Genomic DNA, 25,641 nt, shown 5'->3' with positions numbered 1-25,641 from the left:
ATTTATGGGTTTTTATTTTAAAAAGCTTGCATCCTAGCTATCATTTCTTACAATCACAACGATGCACTTTAGTTTTTTCTACAGCATTTAATATATTTTCATAACCAGTACAACGACAAAGGTTACCGGAAAGCTTCTTTTTAATTTCATCTTTTGTATACTCTTTTTCATCTTCAAGAATAGGGATAGATGCCATAATCTCTCCGCAAGTACAGAAACCGCATTGCACTGCACCTTCCTCAATAAATGCTTCCTGGATGTCCGATATTTTACCATCAGCATCCATGAGTCCTTCAGTTGTACGAATTTCTTTACCTTCTGCCCAAATTGCAAGATAAATACATGAATCAAAAGCTTCTCCATTAATAAGAACAGTGCAAGCTCCACATTCTCCGACCTCACAACCTTTTTTAACACTTGTAAGATTAAGCTGATTTCTCAGAACATCTGTAAGCGAGTCTCTATCATCTATCATAATTTGTTTAGGCTCACCATTTACCACAAAACTTAAAATTTTATTAGCCATTGATTACACCTCCACATTGTTTTATAGATTCTTTTAAAGCCCTTTTACACAATTCAGAGACAAGTTGAAGACGGAAATCTTTAGATGCACGCCAAGATGTCCTTGGATTCACTTCAGTCTTTGCTGTTTCACCAAAAATATTGTACATTTCATCAGAAAAACTCATTCCCTTTATAGCCTCTTCAGCTTTATAACATCTCATAGGTATTGGAGCTGCAACACCGTATGCAAGACGCACATCTTCTATCTTATCCTTTTGTGCATTAAGTTTACAAACTACACTACAACCAAGGGTTGCAATATCCATTGCATTACGCATAGCATATTTAATGTAATTGCCTTTAAAATTCTCATAATTTTCTTTAGTAATATAAATTGCCGTAAGTATTTCAGCATTTTTCAGACTAACTCTTCCAGGGCCAACATAGTACTCTGAGATAGGAATAATTCTTTCTCCATCTGGTCCTTCTATTTGAAGCTTAGCATTTAGTGCAAATAACGTGGATGCGCTGTCTGCACTTGTAACACCATTTGAAATATTTCCTCCAATTGTTCCAATGTTTCTTAATTGTGGACCTCCTATTTCATCAACTGCTTCTCCCAGTACTGGAATATATTTTTGGATAATATCACTTTTAGTTATGTGTGAAAAGCTTGTAAGTGCTCCTATTTTTATACTACCATCCTCTTGAAGTGTTACGCCTCTTAGTTCATCCAAGCCAAAAATACTTACAAGTGAGCATCCAGCAAGTTTGCCATGACGGATGCTTATAAGCACGTCACTTCCACCTGCAATAATTATAGATTTTGGTTCCAATTCAAGATGACTTATAGCATCCTTTACTGAAGTTGCCTGGTATAGTTTTTCAATATCATACATTGTTATTCCACCTCTACTTTTATATTAAATTTTGCTCTTTAAATTTTTCTACAAGTCTTTGTGGCGTTAACGGAGCCACATTAAACTTAACTCCTGTGGCATTAAGCACAGCATTTCTAATTGCAGGTGCAACAGGAATGGCAGGCGGTTCTCCTAGAGCCTTATTACCAAAAGGACCTGATACATCGTAGGTTTCTGCAAATTGTGCTTCCAAATGTGGTGTATCCATAATAGTTGGAAGTTTATAATCCAGTAAATTATCATTGAGCATTCTGCCTGTTTTTGGATCAAATAAAACCTGCTCTGTTAAACCATAACCTAAACTCATGCTCATACCACCATGTACCTGTCCTGCCGCTAGCTTAGGATTAAGAATTTTACCACTATCATGAACATTAATAACTTTAATAACTTTAATTTTACCTACAGGAATATCAACTTCAACCTCAACAAAACATACTCCAAAGGCGAAGGTGTTTGATTTACATTGGTTTGTAACATCCGCCGTTATGTGAACTGATTTTTCAGTATTATAAAATGCATGCGTAGCAACTTCTTTAAGTGAAGCTATAATTTCACCAGTTTCTCTATTTATAATGTTATTATCTTTAAGTTCAATGTTCCCTACAGGAAGTTTCAACATAAAATTTGCATGTTCTATTATCTTTTCTTTTAACTCTAAAGCAGCCTTTTTAGCAGCCATTCCTGATACATAAGATTGTCTAGATGCATAAGCACCTGTATCAAATGGTGTAACATCTGTATCTTGCGTTGATACAGTGTGCACATTTTCAGCTGGAATGCTAAGCACCTCTGCTACCATTTGTCCAAATACAGTATCTGCCCCTTGCCCTATTTCTGTAGCACCCATTTGAAGTTGAACAGAACCATCTTGATTAAGCACAATTCTACAAGATGCAGTTTCCAGTGAAATAGGATAAACCCCAGTTGCATAACTAAATATTGCCATACCCACACCTTTTCGGGTGGTTCCTGTTTGATTTTGGTATTCTTTGAGTTTATTATCCCAGTCTATATATTTTCTACCCTTTTCAATACATTCGTCAAGACCATTACTATAGCATTTAACCTGATTGTCAACAAAACCTAATTTCATAGCATTAAGTTTTCTTATTTCAATTTTGTCTAAGCCCAGGTTTGTTGCAATATCATCAACATGAGATTCAAGAGCAAAAGTTATTTGTGGTATGCCATAAGCACGCATAGCACCAGACACTGGCATATTAGTAAATACTGAATACATATCACCTTTAGTTGCAACTTCATCCTGATATACTTGTTTAACTGCGTGGCCTGCTTTACTTATTATACTATGTCCATGGGATGCATAAGCCCCTTTATTGCCATATACCTCTACTTTCCTAGCAACAAACCGTCCATTTGGTCTCACATAACTTTTGACTTTAATTTTCATAGCATGACGCACACGGCTATTAACAAAATCCTCTTCGCGACTCAAGTCAAGTTTAACACATCTGCCACCAACAACTGTGCACAAATATGCGTTTAACGGTTCGTAAAGAACCTCTTGTTTATTACCAAATCCACCACCTATATATGGTTTAATAACTCTAACTTTTCCCCACTCAATGCCAAGGGCTTGACCAACTACACGTCTTACAATATGAGGAATTTGAGTTGATGTAACAACAACAATTCTTTTACCCTCCGCATAAGCATAAGAAATCGGATTTTCAAGCTGGCAGTGCTTAACCATTGGAGTTTCATATTCTCCCTCAAAAACAATGAGTCCTTCTTCTTTTATAGCACTATCATAATTACCTATTTCATAACTTGTATGTGCAAGAATATTATCCGGATACTCCTCATGAATTGGTTTTGATCCTTCATTCAAATTTGCTCCTTGCTTCAAAGCAGCTTCAATAGACATTAATGGTTCATATTCTTCGTATTCAACTTTTATAAGTTTAATTGCTCTTATTGCAGTTACACTATCTTTAGCAATTACTGCTGCTATATCATCACCATAATATCTGACTCTTTGATTAAGTAGCTTTCTGTCTGCAATATCCTGATGTGCAGGATCCAGTGAAAAAGGATGCCCCGCTGTTGCAAATTGGATATTAGGAACGTCAAAGCAAGTTACAATTTTTACGACTCCCTCAAGTTTCATAGCCTCAGTAATATCAATGCTTTTAACAAGACCATTAGCAATAGTACTATGCATAACTTGCGCAACAAGAGCATTACTTAACTTAAAATCATCTGTATATTGTGCGCGTCCTGTTACCTTATCAAAAGCATCAACTCTTTTTATACTTTTTCCAATACTCATTTTATGCCTCCTTATATAATAAATATATTTTTTCTGTACTTAATACCCTCTTACAAATTTCTTTGCCACATCATGGCTTTCATGATAGATTTTTTCTTCATCAATATTTACAAGCACACTATCTTTGACTACAATCCTGCCATTTACGATAGTATAATCCACAGCACCTTTAAAACCAACAGTACTAAGCAATGCCTTAGGATCAAGTTCAGCCCCTATTAGTTCTATCCTATTAAGGTTTATCATAAATAAATCCGCTGCCATTCCAATAGCTAATTTTCCAATATCTGAGCGTCCAAGAACTTTTGCACTACCTTCTGTTGCTACTTTTAGTATATCATATGCTGTGGGTGCATTTTTACCTGAGTTTAATCTATGGAGTAAAAATGCAACTCTCATCTCTTCAAGCATGTTTGAACCATCGTTGCTTGCGCTCCCGTCAACACCAAGCCCAACAGGAACCTTAAGCTTTAACATTTGAGGAATATTTGCAATTCCCGACGACAACTTCATATTAGATATAGGGCAATGGGCAACTCCTGTTCCAGTCCTAGCAAGTATTTTTAATTCTTCATTATTAAAATGAATACCATGTGCAAACCACACATCCCGACCTAGCCAACCCAAACTTTCCATATACTCAAGAGGACGCATATTAAATTTTTCCAAAGTGAATTTCTCCTCATCAACTGTTTCTGCAAGGTGAGTATGTAACCTAACCCCAAGACTTCTTGCAAGTTTTGCCGATTCACGCATTAAATCTCCAGTAACACTAAATGGTGAACACGGCGCAAGTGCAACCTGTTTCATAGAAAAGTGGCTTTTGTCATGAAATTTTTTCACTAATCTTTCGCTATCTTTTAAAATCTCATCAACAGACTGGACCACAGAATCTGGAGGAAGACCTCCATCCTTAACACTTAATGACATGCTTCCTCTGGATGCATACATTCTAATTCCAAGCCTTTCTGCCGCCTCAAACTGGGCTTCAATAAGATTGTTTTGATCCTTTGGAAATACATAGTGGTGGTCAAAACAGGTTGTACAACCTGTTTTTAATAGTTCCCCCATTCCACAAAGAGAGCTGTACAAAATAACATCGCTATTTACATTTTTCCATATTTCATACAAATATTTTAGCCATGGAAATAATTCCATGTTTTGAACCTCTGGAATATTTCTACTAAACATTTGATAAAGATGATGATGCGTATTTATAAGCCCTGGGTACATTGCCATATCAGTTGCGTCTATAATCTCATCCGCACATTTAATTTCATTTCCGATATATTTAATTTCTTCATCTTCAATGTACATATTTATATTTTCAAATAAATTGTCATCATCATCACAGGTTACAAGATATTTAATATTTTTAATAAATATTGAATTTTTCATTGTCCCCCTCCCAATCGCAACCCATTACATTGCCTTTTTTATTGATTCCTTTGTTTTTGAATCTATGTTTAGTTTAGATTCATCTTTTAATACTATGTTGAGTAATAAGGCTACCACTGTACCTGCACTTATCCCTGAAGAAAAGAAACTCCTAACTGCCGATGGCATGCTACTTAAAATATCAGGTCTTACGGAAACCCCTATGCCTACGCCAAGAGAAATAGCAAGAATTAGCATATTTCTATTGTTAAGTTCAACATCTTTAATAGTCTTAATTCCAGCTGACACAACCATTCCAAACATTATAATACCTGCACCACCTAAAACTGGATTTGGCATAATAGCAACGACTGCTCCGAATTTCGGAAATATTCCCAGTACCATTAGAATAATTCCCGCAATAGCAACTACAGATTTACTTGCTACTTTAGTAAGTGGTATAAGTCCAACATTTTGTGAAAAGGAGGTATTAGGACCAGCATTAACAAATCCTGCTATAAGAGACCCAACTCCATCACAAAGTATACCCCTTGAAATATCTTCTGATGATAAATCCTTACCTGCGGCTTCACCAACAGCAAAAAGACATCCTACCGTCTCCACGGTTGTTACTAAATAAGCTGAAATAAATGCAACAAATGCAGAGAATTTAAATGTAATTCCATATTTTAAAGGCATTGGGAAAGCAAACCAACCAGCATTTGTAATAGTTGAAAAATCTAACATACCAAGTGGAAAACATATTGCATATCCAAATATTAAACCAATTATAACTGATGCAGTAGAAAGAATCCCTTTTCCGTATCTATTCAACAATGTAATTACTGTCAAAACTGAAAGTGCTATACACAAATTCCTTACACTACCATAATCTTTAGATCCAACTCCGCCAGCAGACCAATCTATTGCTACCGGTAATAAAGTTAAACCAATTAACATGACAACTGTTCCTGTTACAATTGGAGGAAAGAATTTTCTTAGTGGCCTTATAAATCGACTTAAAAAAATCTCAATAAATGACCCCATTACTGTTGCCCCAAATATTCCTGGTAATCCATAAGCTGCACCTACTACTAAAGATGGCCAACAAATGTAAAGTCTGTTCCCATAACACATGGAAGTCTAGCTCCTACAGGGCCAACCCCTCTAGCTTGAATAAAAGTAGTTATACCAGCTGCAAATAGTGCAGCACTTACTAAAAATGCAATATCCTGACCTGGTAATTTTAAAGCGCCACCAATTATCAGTGGTACTGCTACAATACCGCCGAATGCTGCCATAATGTGCTGAAACCCTAGTAAAATTGATATGCCCATTGGTGGTTTATCGTCTATCTTGTATAAGATACCATCGTTATTTTTAGATGAATTTACTGTGCTCATAAAATATCCCCCTTAAATAATTAAATTATGTAGATTATTTTATACGTAAATCTAAAGATATTCAGTTGGAATAAGTGCACTTATTCTATGTGTTTTCTTCTTTCAGATTACCATTTTAATAATTTAAAGTCAATAAAATTTGCAAAATATTTTTACAATTCAAAAAATTTTTGCAAACCTTATCATCCTTTATGGTATTATTGCTATTCTTTTAACAAATATAATAAAAAAAGCAATTTGCTTTATGTTATAAAAGCAAATTGCGCAGTACACTTACCAACAAATACTTATTAATACTATTTTACATACCATTACAAATTGGTAAGTTCAAATTTTGTCACATCAAATAAACCCTTATCAGTGATTTTCAGTTTAGGAATAACAGGTAATGCCATAAATGCTAAAGTCATAAAAGCATTTACGTTATTGTTTATACCTAATTCTTCCATAGCAATTCTATTAAGTTCTTCATGACCTTTTGACACAGTCTCTAAATCTTTACTAGACATTATTCCTCCAATATCTAAAGGCAAACATCCTCTCACTTCACCGTCTTTTACAACAACCAGACCTCCACCAATTTCTCTTATCTTTTGGACAGCTATTTTAACGTTCGTGATATTATTACCTATTACCACCAAATTATGTGAATCATGAGCTATGGTAGAAGCTATGGCTCCATTTTTAAGTCCGTATCCTTCAATTAACCCTTTACCAATATTCCCAGTGCCATTATGTCTTTCAAATACATAAATAGGTAAAACATCCTGCTCTTTATCATACTTATAATATCCATCATCATCTACCAATACATCTCGAATTACACTTTCAGTAAAAAGACTATGATCCATAATTTTAATGACTTTTGCAGAGTTAGATGTTATTTTTATTTTCAAATCATCATCTGTAAAATCTTTTATATTAACACTATTAGATACAACTTCTAATAATTTTTTATCTTCTTTTATAGATTTATACCAATCATCTTTTATTTGTTTACCTTTTTTAAAAGTCTTTAACACATTGAAATCAGTTAAATTATCAACTATTATAAAATCTGCTATATAGCCAGGTGCAATAGCTCCAAGATTTTTAAGACCATAGCACTCTGCTGAATTTAACGTGGCCATTCTAATAGCGGTTATAGGACTAACTCCTGCTCTTATAGCAAGTCTAATGTTATTGTCTATATGACCTTCATGTAAAATATCAGTAGGATGCCTATCATCTGTACAAAAAGTAAATCTTCGCTCATTGAATTGATTCACAGCGCCAACTAAATCTAGTAGATTTTTAGCAGCCGAGCCCTCTCTTATTGCAATATAAATTCCATTTCTAAGCCTGTCTAGTACCTCTTTATGGTTCATACATTCGTGGTCTGTTTTTACACCAGATAGTGCATAGGCATTTAATTCTTTTTCTTTTATTATAGGTCCGTGCCCGTCCACTATTTTATGATATTTATCAGTAAGTTGGAGTTTTTTCATAATGCCTTCATCTGTAAAAACAACCCCTTGATAATTCATTAGCTCTCCAAGTCCCAAAACTCTTTCATTTTGCATGAGTTCTTCTAAATCTTCTGCTTCTAATACAGCCCCTGATGTTTCAAATATGGTAGCAGGGACGCAGGATGGCAGCATGATATATACATCAAGAGGTAAATTTTCACTGGACTCAATCATATACTTTATCCCCTCAAGACCTTTAACATTAGCTATTTCGTGACAATCAGAAATAACCGTGGTAGTTCCCCTTGGTAGTACTGCTCTCGCAAATTGGTATGGTGAACTCATGGAAGACTCTATATGAACATGGGAATCAATTAAACCAGGAACTATATATTTACCCTTACCATCTATTACCTCTTCACCTTCATAATCACCAATACCAATGAATATGCCATCGCTAATGGCTAATTTACCATATATAATCTCCTGTGAAAAAACATTTATAACATTGCAATTTTCAATAACTAAATCTGCTTTTTTTCTACTGGTGGCTGCCTGGATTAAATCTTTAGTCTTACTTATTTTCATATTAATACCTACTCCTTTTTATACCATTTATTTCATCACATTACCATTTAAGAAAATAAAAGTCAATATTGTTCACAGAATATTTTGCAAACTATATTTATTTCCATACAATCTATTAATTTATTTTTTTATAACGCATAATTCATTATATTAAATCATATTACTAAAATTTTTGTAAATCAACTTTATTTTTGTAAATTATATTGATTTTAAAAATAAAGATTGCTATACTTAATTGTGGAACATTTGTAATATTCTTTTAATTTCAGACACTATTATATGAATTGTGAGGTTATGTATGGAAAACGATTGTAATTTAGATTTTCTAAAAAGATTAGCTAAAGGTATTTCAGTTCAATTTGGACGAAATTGTGAAGTGGTTATACATGACATATCATCCGATCATGTAGATTACCCAATTATCTTTATTGAAAATGGTCATGTCACACACAGAGATACAAGTACTAGTGCTTCTCGGATTGTTTTAAATGCTTTAAAACATGTTTCTACATCCCTGGAGGATAAATTAAATTATACTACCAAAACTCATGATGGTAAAATTCTAAAATCAAGTACCATCTATATACGAGATAGTGAAAATAAACCTACGGGTATATTTTCTATAAATTACGATATTACAGAATTAACTATAGCTAAAAATTGCATAGACTCTCTAACTAGTTATAAAGAAGATATTGATGAAGCAAACCAAATCCCTCAGAATGTTAATCAACTTTTAGATGACTTATTAGACGAATCTGTAAAAAATATAGGTAAACCTGTGGCACTTATGAGTAAAGAAGAAAAAATACAAGCTATTCAATTTCTTAATGAAGCCGGCGCTTTTTTAATTACAAAGGCTGGTGACAAAACAGCAAACTTTTTTGGTATTTCAAAATACTCCATTTACAATTATATAGATATTAAAAATAAATTTTAATATAATTTAAAAACAAGGAGGATAAAAATATGTCAAAAAATTTAGTTTGGGGACCCACTTTTGAGGAGATGCTTAATCCAGAGACAATACCTTCTGAAATAAGAGAAAAAGCTTTAAAAGCAAGAATTGAAGCTCCACTAGATCCTATAAATTTATTTAATATTAATTGGACCGACCATAATGGAAAGGTATGTTATATGGTTATTCCGAAGGAACTCACCGGTGTTTCTGCAAATATAATAGTTATGTATAGCAAAAATTTCCCAACAGGCAGCCATAAGGTTGGTGCAACATATTCCGTTACTATGGAAAAACAATTAGCTGGCGAAATAATACCAGGCAAAGATACTATTGTCTTTCCTTCCACAGGTAATTATGGTATAGGTGGTTCTTGGACAGGTCCTCGTATGGGTTATACCACAAAAGTAATTCTTCCTGAACTTATGAGTAAAGAACGTTTTGAAAAAATTGAATATTATGGTGCTACTTATATTAAAACATCTGGTTGCGAAAGTAGTGTTAAAGAAATATATGATAAATGCTGGGAACTAAAGGCCGAAAGCCCTAACAACAAAATTTTAAATCAGTTTGAGAGTTTTGGAAATTACATGTTTCACTATCACGTAACAGGTAATTCTATTGATAAGGTAGTAAAGGAGCTCAAAGAAAAAGGCATTGGTAATGGCAGAGCTGCCGCACTAGTTTCTTCCATGGGCTCTTCAGGAACTATAGCTTCAGGAGATAGATTAAAACAATTATATCCTGAAACAAAAATAATTGGTTTAGAACCAATTCAATGCCCAACTATATATAGTAACGGCTTTGGTGACCATGACATCCAAGGAATTGGAGACAAACATGTTACTTGGATACACAATGTTATGAATATGGATGCAATGATCTGTGTTGATGATATGGAAAGTAAAAAAGGCTTACAGCTATTAACAAGTGATATTGGAAAAGATTATCTTCTAGATGTAGTTGGTATGTCAAAAGAAACTGTAGAGGCTCTTTCACAAATTTTAGGTATCTCTGGTGTTTGTAACATAATTGGAGCTATTAAAACTGCTAAATATTATGAGATGACTGAAAACGATAATATATTCACCATCTGTACTGATACCATTGATAGATATCATTCCGTAATGAATAATCTAGATAGTGAATTTGGTCCTATGGACAAAACTGAAGCTGCAGTTAGATATAACTGTATTTTCAAAAATGTTAAGCTAGACTATATTCAAGAAGGTACCTATGCAACTAGAAAGAGATGGCATAATTTAAAATACTATACTTGGGTAGAACAACAAGGCAAAACTGTTCAGGAACTAAATGCTCAAAAATCACAAGATTATTGGATAGAAAAACAAAGTCAAATCAAAGGTATTGATGAAAAGTTAAAAACAGTAAGAGGATATTAAATCCTAAAACTAAGCACTCCTATTCACTAATCTTGAATGGGAGTGCTTTATTGAGCTTATTATTTTAATACTTCACTATTAACACAAGTATCAGGGTTTTTGCCCTGAAGCACTTTAATGATGTTTTTAGCTGCGATTAATCCCATATTTGTTCTTGTTTCCATAGTGGCTGAAGCAATATGTGGAAGGATTACAACATTGTTCATATCTAGAAGTTCTGGCTCAATTTCTGGCTCATTTTCATACACATCAAGCCCAGCTCCCCATATTTCACCTTGCTTAAGGGCCTTAACTAATTCTTTTTCATCAATTACTGGGCCCCTAGATGTATTAACAATAACTGAAGTTTTTTTCATCATAGAAAATTCCTTTTCACCAATATAATGAATGGTAGAAGGCAATAGTGGTACATGAAGTGAAACAAAATCAGCTTGCTTTAACAATGTTTCCTTATCCACATAGATAGCACCTAATTCTTCTTCAATTTTAGAATTATGCCTTAGACCAGTGTACAGTATTTTCATTTCGAAAGCCTTAGCTTTCTTTGCAAAGTTAACCCCAATTCTCCCCGCTCCTACAACACCTAGTGTCTTACCAGTGATGTCTCGTCCAAGAAACATCATAGGATCCCAGCATTGAAAAGCACCGTTTCTTGTAAATTTGTCTGCTGATACTATTCTTCTAGATACCGCCATAAGCAGTGTCCATGCAAGATCTGCAGTTGCATCATCCAATACTCCAGGAGTGTTTGTAATTATTACACCTCTTTGGGTTGCTGCAGTTATATCAATATTGTTGTAGCCCACACCGTAATTAGCAAATATCTTACACTTACTTCCAGCAGCCTCCAGCACCTCTTCATCAATATTATCAGTTATAAGACATAACACCGCATCCATTCCTTTAACCTTTTCTAACAGCTCTTCTCTTGTTAGAACTCTATCTTGTGAATTTATTTCTACAATAAAATGTTCTTCTAAAAGTTCAATAACATCATCTGGTATCATTCTTGTAATGTAGACTTTTTTCTTATCCATTATATTCCACCTCCTGTAATTCTAATATCCTGTTGTACTAGTATATTTCTTTATTTTTACAGTTTAAAAATATAATTTTTAAATATACACCTTATTTATAAAAATTATATATTTATATTATACTTCATCACATACCTGCTAAAAAGTTAATCTTTTAAATATTATTAATATATATTCTACTCCAAGAATCCAATGTACATACTAATCCTCTTTCTTATTCATATATTTCCACAGGAGTATTCATTTTAGCATAATTCCAAATAATCCTAATATCATCATCTGACACTGCCATACATCCACAGGTCCAATCGCCTTGATTTCCACCTCCATGTATTCCTATTGATCCGCCTAAAGAAGTTGTCCAATCGGGCCTTTTCCCATTTTCAATTTGAGTCTCTATTTCCTTAAATACAAGTTCATCTATTAACCCATTTTGTAATCCTCTTTTAGCATCTTCTATATTAGGGTAACTTAACCCTAAGAAAAGAGTATATTTACTTTCTTCATTTCTTGTGCAAACACAATATTTACCTTCTGGAGTTTTCTTATCGCTATCCTTATACTTATTCCCAATTACAGATCCCCCTAGGGCAATTTTAAATCTACCTATTAATATATCATCTCCATATAATTCTAATGTCCTTAGGCCCTTGTATACCTTAATAACTACATCCTGAGGTTCTTTTAATGGCTTTGTAAAAAACAAGTTCTCACCCGCAAGAGTCCAAATTATTTGTTTATCCGCTTCATCTACTTCACAAAAACTAGCATTGCATGCTTTAAAATTGTTTTTATATATTTCATAGGCACCTATTGCGCCCACTGCAAGTAATGTTCCAATAACTATATCCTTTTTTTTCAATTGTATCTTCCTTTCTATCTTATATATTATATATTTTCCATTATTTTTACTTTAAATCTTACTTTATTATATTATTTCAAAATAAAAAAAATTAAAGTTGATAAATTCTATAAGTACTATACTCCATATTATTATACAAAATTTAACATTTTGCAAATATAAGTTCATTTCGAAGTTTTCCTACTTCTTTAATAATTCCCATTTTTCTTAAGCAATATGTTACTTTCCTCGCCTTATATACTGTTATTTTTAATATCTTTGCCAATTCTTTATTTGTAAAATTTTCTGGTAATTCTTCCGGTAGAAATCTTAAAAAATCTTTTTTATCCACAAAAATGACTTTTTCAACAACCTCCACTAACTTTCTATCCACAATACTAATACCTTTTCTTCTCCAGCTTCCCTTACCATCCTTACATCTTATCTCTTCCTCTTTTGTCATTAATATTTCTAATGTAAAATTTTCTTCATCTATCAAATCAGGTATTCTAATTAGCTCATCAAATAAATCCAGTAATTTACCCTTTTTAGGGGATTTTCTTCTGCTTATTAATTTATTCGAATCATCCATTGTTACTATATATTTTTCAATAGCTATGGGATGTACTAACCTAACCACATTGTATTTAACCAAGTCTCTTAGTTTATTACCAATAGCACTGAAATTTCTTGTTTGTATTTCTATTAATGAATCTTCTCTTACTAAATCAATTATGTATTTATCAACTTTTACTTCTAACCTATCCCCTGGCATAGCATACCATTGCTTAATAGATGAATGAAGTGATTTCTCGTTATTTATATTTATTCCTGATTGCTCCAAAACATAGACTACCTCTTCCGCTTGTCCCATTTTTTCTCCTCGCAAATAAATTCCAATTATTTAGTTATAATTTATTATACAATAATCATACCAAAAATGTCATGATAAAGGAATTAATTTGGTGATGTATTGTATTATATTTATATATATACTTAAATACTATTTGTGTATCAAGGCACACTATATAATAATATACTATTAGAAGGTGATGAGATATGAAAATTGCGATATTATCTGATACTCATGTTAAAAAACATAACGATAAAATTTTCAAATTCATAGATAATATATCTAAAGATACTGATATGATAATTCATGCTGGGGATTATGTTTCCTCTAGTATAGTATCAAAATTAAGAGAGCATAAAAACTTTGTTGGAGTATGGGGAAATAATGACAAAGGATACATTAGAGATTTATTAAAAGAAAAAATGATCATATCTGTGGAAGGATATAAAATTGGTTTGTACCACGGTCATGGTAATAACAAAAACACATTAGATACAGCTTATAACCAGTTTAGTGGAGATAAAGTGGATATAATAGTCTTTGGTCACAGTCATCAGCCATTGATTTTGACTAAGAATAAAATACTCATGATAAATCCAGGTTCTCCCTCCTATAAGAGACGTGAGCCATGGTATTCCTATGTTATTTTAGAAATACAAGATAGAAAAATAGATGTTCAATTGAAGTTCTTCAATTGAAGTTCTTCAATTAAAGCGCATCCATATCATTTCTCTTAATTACTGCATATATTATATGGAATAGATAATTATTGAAATTATTTATTCCATATTTGCATTTATGCACTATTGATGGAGATGAAAAAATGGTTATAAACGAAAACTCGCCAAAAATATATGGATTATCTGGAATAATAGGATTTCTATCAGAGATATTTACAAGCATGCAAGTCTCATATGGCATTCTCTTAGTGCTTATTATTCTAGATACTTTCACAGGTATATCTACCGCTATAAAATACAAAAGATTTTCCAGTACTGGATTACGTAAAGCCACTAAAAAAGTCATCACTTATACGCTTTGCATAATTACAGTTAGGTTACTGGAGACTATTCTAAACCCACTAATATCAACAAGCATGTTATCACAAATTATTATAGCTTTTTTAGGGATTACAGAAAGTGTAAGCATTTTAGAAAATCTAACCTTACTGGGAGTGCCTATAATTGCTAATATTATACCTTTATTATTTAAATCCCTAAAAATACCTGGATTAAATACTATATTAGAAACCTCGAATAACAAGAAAAATGATTCTCCAGATATGGATGATATAATAAATTATCAAATTCCTGCTTTTGAAGATAAATATATGCGACGATTTTTAGAAATTAAGTATGATGTAATTAAAACTATTATTAATCAAATCCTATTAATAGATAAAATGCCTTCTGGTAATCCGGATATATTGTTTTATAAGATACTATCAACAGTAGAATTAGGTTTTAACGATATGAATAAAAAATGGGAAGAAGAAAAAATACCAACTAAATATATTGTGAATCTTTCCTGGCAGAATCAACCTAAACTAGATAAATTCGTTTTAAATCTTAAAAGCATTTGTTATTCCAATAAAACTATAAGCGAGAAAAAAAATCAAATTATTGATTATATTGTAATAGTTTTATATCAAACAATAATTGATGCACGTAAGATAATATAATTGTAAATCCTAGATTTTAATTTAATCTAGGATTTATTATTTTCTTTACTCTTTTAGTTTAAATTTTTTTAAAGTGTTCCATTTATCATTACATTCACTTTAAACCTGTACAACTTAACACCACTTCTGGCACTGCCTATATTGTAGATGGGAGTGTTACCTGTAATTTCCCGCTAACCATTTTCGATGTAAATTCAATACCTAGATGGCCCACTATTGGCTTTAGATTCCAGACAACTCCTTCTATTAACAATAATCTTAAATCTAATGAATCATTGCCATTTTTAATTGCAGTGGCTCATACTATGTTTAATAAGACCACAAGTGAATATTTAAATGAAGAAAATCTAATTCGCTCTGTTATTATTCCAACATATGGAGTACTGCCTACAGATTTTAACCTTCCAAAAAAAAACTGCAATTCACCTATATAAAGGTGGCTATGTAAGTGCTAAACAATTTTTATCTAATTGGGACTTTGAAGAATATATAAATAAATTCAGATATAATTAACACTGCCCCTGTTCATTAAAATGAACAGGGGCAGTGTTAATTATACTAGCATTTATAATCATTAAGCTAAATAGTTTCTAAACTAATCTTCCTCTATTTCAGTAACTTCATATCCTGCATCTTCAATGGCTTCTGTAATTTCACTATCATTTATTTCATCTTCAAATTCTGCTGTTGCAAATTTTTCTTCTAAATCAACTTTTACTTTAATAGCACCAATGTCTAATAGGGCTTCCTTAACATGACTTACACAATGACTACAACTCATTCCATCAATATATATTTTTTTCTTCATTTTATAATACCCCTTTCAATTGTTAATTTATATTATTATATATGTTCCATTTTAAATTATATAATCAATAAGTCAACTTAATTTTATAATAATGGTGAAATTTCTTTTTTATTCAGACATAATAAAAACCGCTTACAACTAAATTAGCAGAATCTTATATGGACCCACTAAAAATTTTGTACCCTTATATTTAGAATATTATATCCAAAAATCGAAAATAAATTCTTTATATACATTTTATTCTATCTTCAGTTTTGATAACTTGTTCATTATTTTAAAGTAGAAATATCTAATTCTTTTAATACAAGTTGCAAATTTGTTACTTCATCTACCTTTTGTTAAACTGTGCTAATAGAACTAGCTATTTTATCAAACTTATTAGCTGCTGTGATTATAAATAGCATTAACCTAACAGTTTTATACAATATTTTACATATTTTTTATTTTAGCATTGCTGTTCATCTAATATTAACATATTATTATCAAATAATATGTATCCACTTCCTAATTTATACTATTTTTTTCTATATTTCCACAATTATAATCGCCATTAAATATTGTTTTTTTACTTTCCATAATTATATAACATTTTAGGCTTTTCACTATATTTTTCCTTATATTTGCAATAATCAAAATTAACTAATTATTTACTAGATTTTTTGATTAATTTCTATTATAATATATTAGATGCAGTGTGCTTGAAATTATATGAATATATGAATAATAAGATTCGCATTGAAATTTATTGCGATGTACCTCTATGATTTTTAAATATGTTTCACACATTAATGACATTCTTTCATATGTTCACAAAAAAATAATTATAAGATTATTTGTTAAAGTTTAATTTTTCACAATATTTCAACGCAATGCACAATCATATAGTGGGTTTTAATTTAAAATTTATACTCATCTATATGTAATCATAGATTTTAAAGGAGGTATGTTGTAGTGTGTTCTAATTGTTTAAAGGGAGAAGATTTCAAAGTTTTAGAAAAGTTTATTAATGACCTTCCAAGTAAAGAGGGTGCTCTTATCGAAGTGCTTCACAAAGCACAAGGCTTATTTGGCTACTTACCTCAAGAGGTACAATCTTTTGTAGCAGAAAAATTAAGTATCCCAGTTTCTAAAGTTTATGGTGTTGTAACTTTTTATTCCTACTTCACTATTAAACCAAGGGGTGAATATGTAATAAATGTTTGCATGGGAACTGCTTGTTTCGTTAGAGGTTCTGGCGATGTGCTTGATGAGTTTCAAAAGAAGTTAAAGGTTAAAAATGGCGAAACTACTGAAAATGGTAGATTTACATTAGGCTCATTAAGGTGTGTAGGTGCTTGTGGCCTTGCGCCTGTAGTAACTGTAAATGACAAAGTTTATGGACATGTTACAGTAGATCAAGTAGACAAAATACTAGCAGATTATGCGAAGTAGGAGGGAACTATATTGAATAAAATTAATACTTTTAATGAACTTAAAGAAATTCAAAATAGATATAATACATTACTAGAAATGAGAAAGATAAACGAAGAACTTGAAAAGACTTCTGAAGGTAATAGATGCTGCCGATATTTATCAATTTGCGGTGGCACAGGCTGTAAGTCAGCTCAAAGTGATGAAATACTCGCAAATCTTCAAAGTGAAATTGCAGCTAATGGACTAACTGATGAAGTAACTGCTGCTATAACTGGTTGTTTTGGATTTTGTGAAAAAGGTCCCATAGTAAAAATCTCACCTGATAACGTATTCTACGTTAATGTTAAACCAAGTGATGCAGAGGAAATAGTTAAAGAGCATTTATTAAAGGGCAACGTTATTGAAAGACTTTTATTTGAAGAACCAAGTTCAAAAATAAAAGTAAAAAAACAAGAGGATATGCCTTTCTATAAAAAGCAAGTAAGAATTGCCCTTAGAAACTGTGGTCTTATTAATCCTGAAGATATAAAAGAATACATAGCAGAAGATGGTTACTTAGCCTTAGGCAAGGTAATTACAGAAATGTCTCAGGATGATATTATAAAATTAATGATTGACTCAGGACTTCGAGGCAGAGGCGGCGGCGGCTTTCCAACAGGTAAGAAATGGGCCTTTGCAAAAATGTACGATGCTGATCAAAAATATATAATTTGTAATGCTGATGAAGGAGACCCTGGGGCTTTTATGGACCGCTCTATTCTTGAAGGTGACCCTCATAGTGTTCTAGAAGCTATGGCAATAGCTGGTTATAGTATTGGTGCTTCAATTGGTAATATTTACATTAGAGCTGAGTACCCTCTTGCCATTAGCAGATTAAGAACAGCTATAGACCAAGCTCGCGAATGTGGCCTTCTTGGAAAAAACATTTTAGGAACAAATTTTAGCTTTGATATAGAGATTAAATATGGTGCTGGCGCTTTTGTATGTGGAGAAGAAACTGCATTAATTCAATCCATTGAGGGTCAACGTGGAGAACCAACTAATAAGCCACCATTCCCAGCTCAAAGTGGATTATGGAATAAACCAACTTGTGTTAACAATGTTGAAACTCTTGCAAATATTCCAGCTATCATTAATAAAGGTGCTGCATGGTATAGTTCTATAGGAACAGCAACATCTAAAGGAACAAAAGTTTTCGCTCTTGCAGGTAAAATTAATAACGTTGGACTAGTAGAAGTTCCAATGGGTACTACCCTTCGAGAAATCATATTTGATATCGGTGGCGGAATTAAGAACGGTCGTGAATTTAAAGCTGTTCAAACAGGTGGTCCATCAGGCGGATGTATTACAGCAGAGTTTTTGGATACTCCAATTGATTATGAATCCCTAAGTGCTATTGGATCTATGATGGGTTCTGGTGGTATGATTGTTATGGATGAAGATAATTGTATGATTGATATAGCTAAATTCTATTTAGAATTCACTGTAGAAGAATCTTGTGGTAAGTGTTCTCCTTGTAGAATTGGAAATAAACGTCTTCTGGAAATGTTAGATAAGATTTCAAAAGGAAATGGGACAAAACTAGATTTACACAAGCTAAAATCACTTGCAAATACAATTAAAGATACTTCACTTTGTGGACTTGGGCAAACTGCTCCAAATCCAGTGTTAAGCACTTTAAAATACTTTATGAGTGAATATGAAGCTCATGTATATGACAAAACTTGTCCAGCTGGAGTATGCAAGAACTTACTAAGATACACTATCACGGATAAATGTATCGGATGCACAAAATGCGCAAGACAATGTCCTGTTAATTGTATCAGCGGAAAAGTTAAAACATTACATGTTATTGACCAAGATAAATGTATTAAATGTGGTGCCTGCCAAGTTGCGTGCCCGGTTAATGCAATTATAAAAAAATAATATGTTAGTAAATCTAAAATATAGAAATATAAGAAAGAGGTGCACGCTGTGAGTTTAATTACCCTTACTATAAATGAAAACAAAGTCCACGTAGAAGAAGGCTCAACTATTCTACAAGCTGCTAAAATATTAAATATAAACATACCCACACTATGTCACTTAAATATGCATGATGGAAAAACTACAAACCATCCAGGTTCTTGTCGTGTGTGTGTTGTTGAAGTAGTAGGTCGAAGAAACTTAGCTCCTGCCTGCTCAACTCCTGCTACGGAGGGAATGATTGTTAAAACAAATTCAATTAGAGCTACTAAAGCACGTAGAACTGTGCTTGAATTAATTTTATCCGACCATCCACAAGACTGCTTATTATGTGATAAAAATACTCAGTGTGAATTACAACGATTAGCTGCAGAATTAGGCATTCGTGAAATTCGTTATAAAGGTGAAATGTCAACTTATCCTGTAGATAATTCCAGTAGTTCTATTGTTAGGAATTTAGATAAATGTATATTATGCAGACGTTGTGAAACTGTCTGTAATGAAATTCAAACTGTTGGAGCTATTTCCGGTATAGGCAGAGGCTTTAACACTGTTGTATCCACTGCTTTTTCATTACCAATAGGAGAAACCACTTGTACTTTCTGTGGAAAATGTGTTTCTGTATGTCCAACTGGAGCATTAACAGAGGTTAATAATACTTCTAAAGTTTGGAATGCTTTAGACCAAAAGGAAAAGGTTGTTGTTGTTCAAACTGCTCCTGCAGTTAGAGCTGCACTAGGTGAAGAATTTGGAATTGAACATGGTACTGCTGTTACTGGTAAAATGGTTGCAGCACTAAGAGCTTTAGGATTTACTAAAGTATTTGATACTGATTTTGCAGCTGATTTAACAATAATGGAGGAAGCTAGCGAATTTGCTCATAGATTACAACATGGCGGAAAACTTCCAATGCTTACAAGTTGTTGTCCTGCTTGGGTTAATTTCTTTGAACATCAATTTAGTGATTTATTAGATATTCCATCTACTTGTAAATCACCTCAACAAATGTGGGGTGCTATTGCTAAAACATATCTTGCAGAAAAAATGAATGTAGAGGCAAAAGATATGATAGTTGTATCTGTAATGCCTTGTCTTGCAAAGAAATATGAAGCTGCACGGCCAGAAATGTCTACCAATGGGGTTCCAGATGTAGATATAGTTATAAGTACAAGAGAACTAGCTAAAATGATTAAAGAGGCTGGAATTGATTTTAATTCATTACCAGAAGAAGAATTTGATAATCCACTTGGAGAATCTACCGGAGCGGGAGTACTCTTTGGTACCTCTGGTGGAGTTATGGAAGCGGCCCTTCGTACTGCTTATGAGTGGTTAACAAATGAAACACTTGAAAGTGTAGATTTTGAGGCTGTAAGAGGTTTAGAAGGTATAAAAGAAGCTTGCGTAAAAATTAATGACATGGATGTTAAAGTCGCTATCGCTAGTGGACTTGGAAATGCTCGTAAATTGTTAGAAGCTATTCGCTCAGGAGAAGCCAATTACCATTTAATCGAAATTATGGCTTGTCCTGGTGGATGTATTAATGGTGGCGGACAGCCTTATTCAACTGATTATGAAGATATAATAGAAAAGAGAATGGCTGTTTTATATGGTGAAGATAAAAATAAGACTATAAGAAAATCCCACGATAACCCATATATTAAAAAACTATATAAAGAATTCCTTGGAGAGCCATACGGTGAAAAAGCTCATGAACTTCTTCATACACATTACTCAAAACACTAAATAGCATCTATGAAAAACAGCAGATTAAACGTGGCCTGTGCCTCGATTAATCTGCTGTTTTTTTTATAGATAATTAATGTTTACATGTTTCCCTAATTTTTTCATATGCTCCGCTAGTTCATTGACAAGCTTTAATTTAATACTCAAATCTATTGGGAAATTCGGATTTTGATGTGCTGGATTTATAGCCTTTCCTACCCATAAATTAAAATGAGTACAATCTTCTATTAGCATTTTAACAAGTCTGCTAGCTCCGTCTTTACCATCTAAATCACAATAAGATTCTTGTTTTGAAAAATCAGCTTCATACTTACTTAACTTTTCTAATGCCTTGCTTAAAGTTAAAACCCCTTCTGTTATTAGATCTATTCCATCCATAGTTGCCGTAGGGGGTACATCTTTATCATAAAAGTCTAAATTCACTTTAAGCTTTCGGCCAAGTTCTCTGCTTACAATATTAGAGGTTGTCCCCCCACAAATTACCTTTTTCCCATTTCCATTCATAAATTCTTTAATAACATTGCTGTCATTTCGCTCATCCTTAGGAGGCCCAGTAAATAGATCAATAATTTCAGGCTTTCTAACTTTTACACATACAATCGTAGTGTCATCTCCAGGTTTCCCCCCATATAAATCCCAGCATACCTGAATTAAATCTTTTTCAATATTTTTTGCGCTTCGTCTACATTGAGCATTTCTAATTAAGTAATTTTGAACATTCTCCCAACTCCAACCTAAATTTAATATGTTGCCAATGCCTGCGTGAATACATCCATCACTTACAACCGTAAGAACATCACCTTCTTGCAGTGTAAATTGACTTTCAACTACTTTTTTTTCATTGATAATACTTTCTTTTTTCTCCATTTCAATACCCTCATTATTCCTTATCAAAAAGAAAGGTGGATTATCATACTCTGCAATATAAGCTCTTCCATCATTATAAATTTTCATCAGAGTAAAGGTACAGTAAGCAATTTGGCGTACCTTACATACCGGTAGAGTGTTTACAATAGTATCTACAGTTTCATAGATGTCCGCTCCTTCTTTAAGCATAGTACTGGCAATTTTAGATGTTAGCGAGGCTAATATATTGGCTTTAACCCCACTACCTAGACCATCTGCCATGACAATTATAGTGCTGTCTTCAAGTCTTATTATTTCTACCCTATCCCCACAAAGTTCCTCATCTTTTTTTATCAAACTATCATAAGCTACATCAATAAACAAATCCCTTTTATTCACTATCTTCACCTGCTACTATTTTCTTTAGCTTAGTTAAAATAATTTTAGTCTCTGCAGTAGTTTCCCCAAGTAAACTTGCAATTTCTTGGGCAACCCTCATCTGTTTTTCTATAACCTCTTGGGCAGCATTTAAAGTATTAGTTTTTACCTTCATTAACTCTTTTTTGTTTTTCTCTTCAGCTATGATATTAATCATACTTGCCAGTACCATGTCTTGCTTAGGAAGGTACACTATATTTTCTATAAACACTACACCATATTGTGTATAAGCAACTTTTTTGCCCATTATACTTTCTCCAGTTTCTCTCACCTTTCTAAAATCAGTATCATCTATAAGTAATGATATAGGTTTCCCTATTATATTTTGAGATTCTATTTTAAATATAGCCTTAGCAGCAGGATTAATCTCTCGTACATTCATTTCCCCATCTAATAGAATTAGATTAGAGGCCGTATTTTCAACAATCTCATTAGAAAGGCTTTCTGCCCTATTTCTCATATAGTGTAAACACATAGTAGTTTCCGCCATACCTTCAAATATAGCTTGAGCCTTTAGTCTACAAGAGTTGTATCCACACACACCACAATTTAATTCATCCTTCGGCTCAAATTTATCCATTTTTTTCAAAATAGCTATAATCTCTTCTTCAGTTGCAATAGTCCTTTTAATGGACTTAAGAGCAAACTCTCTATTAAAATCTATATTTTTAGGAATCTCAGTATTTATCGGATCATTATAGTTTTTACGACTCTTTATATAGTTTTTAATTTTTTTCAATTTTGTATAATAATTTTCACCATTTTTGACCATTACTGGTCCGCCAATACAGCTTCCCTTGCATGCACTAGCTTCTATTACTACTCCCTTTAAGTCGCCATTCTTAATACTATTAAATACTTCTATGCACTCTTCCATACCACTTACAGTAATAACACTTAGTGAACTTTGTTTTAATTTCTCACCCATTGCTTCAATAATACCACCACCAATAGGAAATCCTTGGCCTTTACTATATGGGTTAATATTAAATTTTTCTTCCTGTATGCTATTTATTTCTATTCCCATTTCCATAATCCATGAATTTAATTCATCAAAAGTTAATACCGCATCAATCACATTATCTTTTTGAAAATACTCAAACTCAGATTTTTTTGCCAGGCATGGTCCTATAAATACAACAAAGCTATCCCCTCTAAATTCTCTCTTTAATAGTTTTCCATGGGCTATCATTGGCGATACCATAGGGATAAGATATGGGATAACTTCTTCATAATATTTTTCTACCAAGTAGTTAGCTGATGGGCATGCTGTGGTTATATAAACATCTTGCTTGTTCTCTTCAATATAATCATTATATAACTCAGCCACTATCTCAGCTCCTACAGCAGTTTCTTCTATTATACTAAATCCTAGTAACTTTAAAGCTGACACAACTTTACCATATGGCACATCAAAATAACCGGCAAAGGAAGGTGCTAAACTTACTATAACTTTTTTACCAGAGCTTATAGCTTTTTTTACAATTTCCAAATCACTTTTAATTTCCCTAGCATTTTGTGGACATACAGTAAGGCAATGACCACATTCTATACATCTTTCTTCATCTATCATAGCTTGGTCATTTTCAAATTTTATTGCTTTAACAGGACACGAACGAAGGCATTTATAGCAACTTGTACACTCGGCTTTAGAAAAATTAATATTACTCATTTGCTAGCCCTCTCATTATAGTTTCATTAAAAAATGACTCTACATTATTCTCATTAAGCGAGAAAAATTCATCATCATTCACAGTTGCAGAAACTCCCTCTGTGCATCTTCCAATACAAAATGCTCCTTTAAGTTCCACCCTATTTTCCACCTTATTTTCTGCGATTAATCTTTGTAACTCTTGTATTACTTTATGAGACCCTTTTAAATGACAAGCACTCCCCACGCAAACACTAATAGTTATCATCACTATCATCCCTTCAAATAAATTTACTCTATATTAATTTATAATGATTTTAAATTTACATCCCTATGATTGAATTTTACAACAATTATTCGAAAATTAATATAGAAACCTTGATTTTTTATTAACAATCCTTTTATTATTTTAATATAGAACAGCATTCTATTATTTTGATAACTCTTTCTCCTATCTAGTGCACGTTTCACATAATAGTTATTGACATATGCCAACAAACAGTTATAATATACACATATACGTATACGTTAATATAATAGACAAATTAGAAAGTATAACTTAGTTAAGGAGTTGAAGCTATGCTTTAAAAAATCATGATAATTTGAATAGTATTAATTAGAAAGAAGTGATTGGTGTGAATTCAATACTACTAATGAGTATCATAATATTAATTATAGCTATTTCCATGTCAATGGTAGGAAAAGGTGGCGGTAACTTCTATGTCTTAGCAATGGTGCTCGCTGGTGTTTCAATGCAGAATGCAGCTACCACTTCACAACTAATTATGATGGGAACTTCACTTTCTGCAATGCTTATTTTTAGTAAACATAAAAAAATTGATTGGAAGCTAGCGCTTATTATAGATCCCCCTACTGATATCATGGCTTTTGTTGGAGGATATTATGCTGGAAATATGGAAGGAACAACATTAAAACTAATGTTTGCCATATTATTAATAATAATATCAGTTTTTATGCTTATACCAATAAAAGAAAAACCAAATGAACAAAAGAATAAATTCGGATATTGGAACAGAACTTTTGGAAACTATAAATATACCGTTAACCTATGGATTACTATACCCATTACAGCTACAGTGGGTTTCTTTGCTGGTGCTATTGGTATTTCAGGTGGAGCTTTTAAAATCCCACTGATGGTTATGTTGTGTGGTATACCTATGGAAATAGCAGTTGGAACTTCATCTGCCATGGTTACAGCTACAGCCTTAATGGGGTTTATAGGCCATAGTATTCATGGTGATTTTAATCCTCAGCTTGCCATACCGCTTACTATTGTTGCCGTAATTGGAGGAATAGTCGGAAGCAAATATGCTGTTAAAAGTAAACCTAAGAACTTGAAAAAAATATTTGTTTTAACAAATCTATTAGCAGCAGTAATGATGATAATTAATATTTATAAATAATATAAATAAATCATGTCGTGAAATATGAGTTTCACCCTGCT

At 32.6% G+C, this 25,641-nt stretch carries 20 protein-coding genes and 1 pseudogene; 8 read left to right on the top strand and 13 right to left on the bottom strand.

What is annotated here, in order from left to right; translation table 11 throughout:
• Positions 1-40: 40 nt before the first annotated feature.
• The 6 genes and pseudogenes from xdhC to ade all read right to left on the bottom strand — a co-directional run bounded on the left by xdhC (position 41) and on the right by ade (position 8,539).
• Positions 41-526 carry a xanthine dehydrogenase subunit XdhC gene (gene xdhC / locus ACREVU_RS09980; protein WP_431551449.1) on the bottom strand — a complete coding sequence of 162 codons (486 nt, stop codon included), beginning with the start codon at positions 524-526 and terminating at the stop codon, positions 41-43.
• Positions 519-1,406: a xanthine dehydrogenase subunit XdhB gene (gene xdhB, locus ACREVU_RS09975; RefSeq protein ID WP_431551448.1), complete on the bottom strand. Its 888-nt coding sequence runs from the start codon at positions 1,404-1,406 to the stop codon at positions 519-521. The genes xdhC and xdhB overlap by 8 nt, the downstream gene beginning before the upstream one ends.
• Positions 1,407-1,425: 19 nt before the next feature.
• The gene (gene xdhA / locus ACREVU_RS09970; protein WP_431551447.1) at positions 1,426-3,723 is read right to left on the bottom strand and encodes a xanthine dehydrogenase subunit XdhA; all 2,298 of its coding nucleotides are present in this window, start codon (positions 3,721-3,723) and stop codon (positions 1,426-1,428) included.
• 39 nt (positions 3,724-3,762) lie between these two features.
• Positions 3,763-5,121 (bottom strand): 8-oxoguanine deaminase, encoded by a 1,359-nt coding sequence (locus tag ACREVU_RS09965; RefSeq protein ID WP_431551446.1) that lies wholly within the window; start codon positions 5,119-5,121, stop codon positions 3,763-3,765.
• 24 nt (positions 5,122-5,145) lie between these two features.
• Positions 5,146-6,503 (bottom strand): annotated as a pseudogene (locus ACREVU_RS09960) (uracil-xanthine permease family protein).
• A gap of 311 nt (positions 6,504-6,814) precedes the next feature.
• On the bottom strand, positions 6,815-8,539 hold the full coding sequence (ade, locus tag ACREVU_RS09955; protein WP_431551445.1) for an adenine deaminase: 1,725 nt from the start codon (positions 8,537-8,539) through the stop codon (positions 6,815-6,817).
• Between the two features lie 298 nt (positions 8,540-8,837).
• Here ade and ACREVU_RS09950 point away from each other — a divergent pair, with 298 nt between their 5' ends.
• Positions 8,838-9,479 carry a helix-turn-helix transcriptional regulator gene (locus ACREVU_RS09950; protein ID WP_431551444.1) on the top strand — a complete coding sequence of 214 codons (642 nt, stop codon included), beginning with the start codon at positions 8,838-8,840 and terminating at the stop codon, positions 9,477-9,479.
• 29 nt (positions 9,480-9,508) lie between these two features.
• Positions 9,509-10,900 (top strand): PLP-dependent cysteine synthase family protein, encoded by a 1,392-nt coding sequence (locus tag ACREVU_RS09945; RefSeq protein WP_431551443.1) that lies wholly within the window; start codon positions 9,509-9,511, stop codon positions 10,898-10,900.
• 59 nt (positions 10,901-10,959) lie between these two features.
• On the opposite strand, the gene ACREVU_RS09940 is transcribed toward ACREVU_RS09945, so the two are convergent.
• From ACREVU_RS09940 to ACREVU_RS09930, 3 genes are all read right to left on the bottom strand, one after another.
• Positions 10,960-11,937: a 2-hydroxyacid dehydrogenase gene (locus ACREVU_RS09940; RefSeq protein WP_431551442.1), complete on the bottom strand. Its 978-nt coding sequence runs from the start codon at positions 11,935-11,937 to the stop codon at positions 10,960-10,962.
• Positions 11,938-12,151: 214 nt separating this feature from the next.
• Positions 12,152-12,799, bottom strand: a complete 648-nt coding sequence (locus ACREVU_RS09935) for a L,D-transpeptidase family protein (protein WP_431551441.1) — start codon at positions 12,797-12,799, stop codon at positions 12,152-12,154.
• Between the two features lie 142 nt (positions 12,800-12,941).
• Positions 12,942-13,652, bottom strand: a complete 711-nt coding sequence (locus ACREVU_RS09930; RefSeq protein WP_431551440.1) for a DUF8091 domain-containing protein — start codon at positions 13,650-13,652, stop codon at positions 12,942-12,944.
• Positions 13,653-13,837: 185 nt separating this feature from the next.
• Here ACREVU_RS09930 and ACREVU_RS09925 point away from each other — a divergent pair, with 185 nt between their 5' ends.
• The gene (locus tag ACREVU_RS09925) at positions 13,838-14,329 is read left to right on the top strand and encodes a metallophosphoesterase family protein (protein WP_431551439.1); all 492 of its coding nucleotides are present in this window, start codon (positions 13,838-13,840) and stop codon (positions 14,327-14,329) included.
• A gap of 125 nt (positions 14,330-14,454) precedes the next feature.
• On the top strand, positions 14,455-15,312 hold the full coding sequence (locus ACREVU_RS09920) for a phage holin family protein (protein ID WP_431551438.1): 858 nt from the start codon (positions 14,455-14,457) through the stop codon (positions 15,310-15,312).
• A gap of 595 nt (positions 15,313-15,907) precedes the next feature.
• Here ACREVU_RS09920 and ACREVU_RS09915 read toward each other — a convergent pair.
• Positions 15,908-16,120: a heavy-metal-associated domain-containing protein gene (locus tag ACREVU_RS09915; RefSeq protein WP_216157983.1), complete on the bottom strand. Its 213-nt coding sequence runs from the start codon at positions 16,118-16,120 to the stop codon at positions 15,908-15,910.
• A 951-nt stretch (positions 16,121-17,071) separates the two neighbouring features.
• Between ACREVU_RS09915 and ACREVU_RS09910 the strand changes: the two genes are divergently transcribed.
• From ACREVU_RS09910 to ACREVU_RS09900, 3 genes are read left to right on the top strand one after another with little or no spacing between them, the layout of a single operon-like run.
• Positions 17,072-17,551 carry an NADH-quinone oxidoreductase subunit NuoE family protein gene (locus ACREVU_RS09910; protein WP_431551437.1) on the top strand — a complete coding sequence of 160 codons (480 nt, stop codon included), beginning with the start codon at positions 17,072-17,074 and terminating at the stop codon, positions 17,549-17,551.
• Positions 17,552-17,563: 12 nt separating this feature from the next.
• Complete coding sequence (locus tag ACREVU_RS09905) at positions 17,564-19,459, top strand: NADH-ubiquinone oxidoreductase-F iron-sulfur binding region domain-containing protein (protein ID WP_431551436.1); 1,896 nt, start codon at positions 17,564-17,566, stop codon at positions 19,457-19,459.
• 48 nt (positions 19,460-19,507) lie between these two features.
• On the top strand, positions 19,508-21,241 hold the full coding sequence (locus tag ACREVU_RS09900) for an NADH-dependent [FeFe] hydrogenase, group A6 (RefSeq protein WP_431551435.1): 1,734 nt from the start codon (positions 19,508-19,510) through the stop codon (positions 21,239-21,241).
• Between the two features lie 63 nt (positions 21,242-21,304).
• On the opposite strand, the gene ACREVU_RS09895 is transcribed toward ACREVU_RS09900, so the two are convergent.
• The 3 genes from ACREVU_RS09895 to ACREVU_RS09885 are packed head-to-tail and all read right to left on the bottom strand — an operon-like array spanning position 21,305 to position 24,444.
• Positions 21,305-22,486 (bottom strand): SpoIIE family protein phosphatase, encoded by a 1,182-nt coding sequence (locus ACREVU_RS09895; RefSeq protein WP_431551434.1) that lies wholly within the window; start codon positions 22,484-22,486, stop codon positions 21,305-21,307.
• The gene (locus ACREVU_RS09890) at positions 22,479-24,197 is read right to left on the bottom strand and encodes a [Fe-Fe] hydrogenase large subunit C-terminal domain-containing protein (protein WP_431551433.1); all 1,719 of its coding nucleotides are present in this window, start codon (positions 24,195-24,197) and stop codon (positions 22,479-22,481) included. The genes ACREVU_RS09895 and ACREVU_RS09890 overlap by 8 nt, the downstream gene beginning before the upstream one ends.
• Positions 24,190-24,444 (bottom strand): (2Fe-2S) ferredoxin domain-containing protein, encoded by a 255-nt coding sequence (locus tag ACREVU_RS09885; RefSeq protein WP_431551432.1) that lies wholly within the window; start codon positions 24,442-24,444, stop codon positions 24,190-24,192. The genes ACREVU_RS09890 and ACREVU_RS09885 overlap by 8 nt, the downstream gene beginning before the upstream one ends.
• Before the next feature lie 385 nt (positions 24,445-24,829).
• Between ACREVU_RS09885 and ACREVU_RS09880 the strand changes: the two genes are divergently transcribed.
• On the top strand, positions 24,830-25,600 hold the full coding sequence (locus tag ACREVU_RS09880) for a sulfite exporter TauE/SafE family protein (protein WP_431551431.1): 771 nt from the start codon (positions 24,830-24,832) through the stop codon (positions 25,598-25,600).
• Positions 25,601-25,641: the final 41 nt, after the last annotated feature.

Origin of the sequence: Clostridium sp. (assembly GCF_050717535.1) — a bacterium.
GTDB lineage: Bacteria > Bacillota > Clostridia > Clostridiales > Clostridiaceae > Clostridium_AD.
The sequence above is the reverse complement of the archived record's forward strand: the minus strand, read 5'-3'. Positions and strand labels throughout refer to the sequence as shown.

Coding starts and splice junctions, on each gene's coding strand:
- xdhC (WP_431551449.1), bottom strand. CDS start 526: ATGGCTAATAAAATTTTAAGTTTTGTGGTAAATGGTGAGCCTAAACAA.
- xdhB (WP_431551448.1), bottom strand. CDS start 1,406: ATGTATGATATTGAAAAACTATACCAGGCAACTTCAGTAAAGGATGCT.
- xdhA (WP_431551447.1), bottom strand. CDS start 3,723: ATGAGTATTGGAAAAAGTATAAAAAGAGTTGATGCTTTTGATAAGGTA.
- ACREVU_RS09965 (WP_431551446.1), bottom strand. CDS start 5,121: ATGAAAAATTCAATATTTATTAAAAATATTAAATATCTTGTAACCTGT.
- ade (WP_431551445.1), bottom strand. CDS start 8,539: ATGAAAATAAGTAAGACTAAAGATTTAATCCAGGCAGCCACCAGTAGA.
- ACREVU_RS09950 (WP_431551444.1), top strand. CDS start 8,838: ATGGAAAACGATTGTAATTTAGATTTTCTAAAAAGATTAGCTAAAGGT.
- ACREVU_RS09945 (WP_431551443.1), top strand. CDS start 9,509: ATGTCAAAAAATTTAGTTTGGGGACCCACTTTTGAGGAGATGCTTAAT.
- ACREVU_RS09940 (WP_431551442.1), bottom strand. CDS start 11,937: ATGGATAAGAAAAAAGTCTACATTACAAGAATGATACCAGATGATGTT.
- ACREVU_RS09930 (WP_431551440.1), bottom strand. CDS start 13,652: ATGGGACAAGCGGAAGAGGTAGTCTATGTTTTGGAGCAATCAGGAATA.
- ACREVU_RS09925 (WP_431551439.1), top strand. CDS start 13,838: ATGAAAATTGCGATATTATCTGATACTCATGTTAAAAAACATAACGAT.
- ACREVU_RS09920 (WP_431551438.1), top strand. CDS start 14,455: ATGGTTATAAACGAAAACTCGCCAAAAATATATGGATTATCTGGAATA.
- ACREVU_RS09915 (WP_216157983.1), bottom strand. CDS start 16,120: ATGAAGAAAAAAATATATATTGATGGAATGAGTTGTAGTCATTGTGTA.
- ACREVU_RS09890 (WP_431551433.1), bottom strand. CDS start 24,197: ATGAGTAATATTAATTTTTCTAAAGCCGAGTGTACAAGTTGCTATAAA.
- ACREVU_RS09885 (WP_431551432.1), bottom strand. CDS start 24,444: ATGATAACTATTAGTGTTTGCGTGGGGAGTGCTTGTCATTTAAAAGGG.
- ACREVU_RS09880 (WP_431551431.1), top strand. CDS start 24,830: ATGAGTATCATAATATTAATTATAGCTATTTCCATGTCAATGGTAGGA.